This window comes from uncultured Roseibium sp. (genome assembly GCF_947499295.1).
Lineage (GTDB): Bacteria > Pseudomonadota > Alphaproteobacteria > Rhizobiales > Stappiaceae > Roseibium.
This window is the reverse complement of the sequence record NZ_CANMNP010000153.1, coordinates 1-373: the sequence shown is the minus strand read 5'-3', so window position 1 is coordinate 373 and position 373 is coordinate 1. Positions and strand designations below refer to the sequence as shown.

The window sequence follows — 373 nt, the reverse complement described above, 5'->3', positions numbered from 1 at the left end:
TCTGCTGCGGGGCATGACGATCAACAGACCCAGCCAGGTCTGGTGTTCGGACATCACGTTCATTCCTGTGAAGCACGGTTTTCTGTATCTGGTCGCGATCATGGACTGGGCGACACGGAAAGTCCTGAGCTGGCGGCTGTCAAACACGATGCACGCCGACTTCTGCATTGAGGCGTTGAAAGAGGCTATCGACCGGTTCGGGCCGCCCGAGATAATGAATACGGATCAGGGATCACAGTTCACCGGATCGGCTTGGATAACCAAGCTGACCGAAGCCGGGGTGCGTATCTCGATGGATGGACGTGGTCGGTGCATGGTCAACATCTTCATCGAACGGCTCTGGCGATCCTGGAAGCAGGAAGCGGTTTATCTG

At 56.3% G+C, this 373-nt stretch carries 1 protein-coding gene; it reads left to right on the top strand.

Annotation, left to right across the window (positions count from 1 at the left end; genetic code table 11):
* On the top strand, positions 1–373 hold a 373-nt coding region (locus tag Q0835_RS30210), incomplete at both ends, for a DDE-type integrase/transposase/recombinase (RefSeq protein WP_298967207.1).